This window comes from Bacteroidia bacterium, assembly GCA_026932145.1.
Lineage (GTDB): Bacteria > Bacteroidota > Bacteroidia > J057 > JAIXKT01 > JAIXKT01.
In genome coordinates this window covers 3,628-5,782 of record JAIXKT010000060.1, presented here as the reverse complement: position 1 = coordinate 5,782, position 2,155 = coordinate 3,628, and the positions used below count along the sequence as shown (strand labels likewise).

Genomic DNA, 2,155 nt, shown 5'->3' with positions numbered 1-2,155 from the left:
ATATGTTATGACGCATATATTTCGTATCTTTACAAAAAAACAATGATACGATACACGATTAAATTGACAAAGGAAGAAGTAGAGGAACTTCAGGCAATCATTAATAAAGGAAGCCATACTTCACAAACATTCCGTACTGCTTATATTCTGTTAAACTGCGATGAAGGCGAATATTCTGACAAAGTAACCAATGAACAGATTAGTAAAGTACTGAAAGTAGGGATGCGAACCATAGACAGAGTTAAGAAAAAATTTATTGAAGAGGGTTTCGAGCAAGTGCTGGAACGCAGACAGACAAGCCGAAAATATGAAATAAAGATAGACGGCGAGGTGGAAGCTAAATTGGTTGCACTATGCTGTAGCGAGCCACCCAAAGGATTTGCAAAATGGTCTTTGCGATTGTTAGCAGATAAGATGGTAGAGCTGAATTACGTGGACAGCATATCTTATGTTTCGGTTGGGAATGTTTTAAAAAAAATGAACTTAAGCCTTGGAAAGTAAAAGGTTGGGTAATTCCACCGGAAAAAAGTAGTGAGTTTGTAGCACATATGGAAAATGTATTGGATGTTTATAAAAGACCTTACAATGAAGAAAACCCCGTTGTTTGCATGGATGAGTCACCAAAGCAATTGATAGAAAGCAAGAACAATTCTCCCATGACTCCGGGTTATGAAAAGCGGGAAGATTATGAATACACCAGACATGGTGTTGTCAATATATTTATGGCAAACGAGCCATTGAAAAGCAAACGTTTGGTTGAAGTAACGCAGACAAAAACCAAAAAAGATTGGGCAATGTTTGTAAAAAGAATAGCTGATGAAATGTATCCGGAAGCGAAGAAGATAACTTTGGTAATGGATAATTTTAAAACCCATTCCCCATCGGCATTATATGAAATGTTTGAACCGCAGGAAGCAAAACGAATTTGGGACAGGTTTGAATTTGTATATACTCCTAAACACGGAAGTTGGCTAAATATGGCAGAAATAGAATTACACGTTCTAAACCATCAATGTTTGAACAGGCATATCGCAAAAATAGAAAATATTGTCAGCGAAGTAGCGGCTTGGCAACAACACAGAAACAACAAAAATGGTAAAATCAATTGGCAATTTACAACAAACGATGCAAGGCAAAAACTCAGAAGACTTTATCCGTTAATTTACGATTAACATAACATTAGTTTCAAGACACATTTATGATTGTGTTGTTCAGGCAATAGAAAGAGGTGGTAGCATTTGTTTAATCACGACCAAAAGTATTTGGCCTCAATTACAGCGATTAGGAATGACTATAACACTAGACGCACCCAACGAAGAAGAAATGTTGGAGGTGGTTAAAGAATGTGTTACTCCTTATAAAGGTTCAATTCCGCTTGAGTGGGACGAAACAGATTATAAAATGGCAGCTACCATTTTAGCCAATATGACTAAGATTGAAGCAGAGAATGTTTTAGCAACACAAATGGCAAAAGGTTCTTTAACTAAAGACGACATCAAAGAATTGAGCAATGCGAAAGATAAATTATTTAGCGATATATCAGGTTTAGAAAAAGTAAAACTTGACCCTTCTACCCTTTCAGTTGCAGGACTTAGTGGACTTCAAAGTTGGCTTGACAATCAAAAGCAACTTCTAACAGCCGACCTTAAAGCAAGAAAAATGAGACCGCCAAGAGGTGTTTTATTAGTTGGCGTTCCGGGTTGTGGTAAATCATTATCAGCCAAATTTATCGCTGCAAATTGGAATTTACCATTATATCGCCTTGACCTTGCAGCAATTCAAGGGCAATACCTAGGACAATCTGAAAACAGATTAAAAGAAGCATTAGCATCAGCCGACAATGCTGCACCTTGTGTTTTGTGGATAGACGAAATAGAAAAGGGGCTTTCAGGTGCGACAGGCTCAAATGATGGTGGAACATCTACAAGAATGGTTGGTCAGTTTTTATTTTGGCTTCAAGAAAGTTTGGCTAAGGTATTTGTTGTTTCAACCGCAAATGATGTTTCAAAATTACCTCCCGAACTTTTACGCAGAGGACGATTTGACGAATTATTTTTTGTTGACTTGCCTGGCGAAGTGGAACGTAAAGACATAATCAACTTATGAGCCTGTTGCACGACAAAAAGAATAAAAATATTTAACTATTTGATTTTGA

1 protein-coding gene and 1 pseudogene are annotated in these 2,155 nt (G+C 37.1%); both read left to right on the top strand.

The annotated features are described in order from the left end of the window. Positions 1-42: 42 nt before the first annotated feature. Positions 43-1,172, top strand: a protein-coding gene (locus LC115_13540; GenBank protein ID MCZ2357690.1) for an IS630 family transposase whose coding sequence is annotated in 2 segments (ribosomal slippage) — positions 43-460 and positions 460-1,172 — 1,131 coding nt in all. Because the reading frame shifts where the segments join, the coding sequence is not laid out codon by codon here. 13 nt (positions 1,173-1,185) lie between these two features. After that, positions 1,186-2,097 (top strand): annotated as a pseudogene (locus LC115_13535) (AAA family ATPase). The last annotated feature ends 58 nt before the right edge of the window (positions 2,098-2,155 follow it).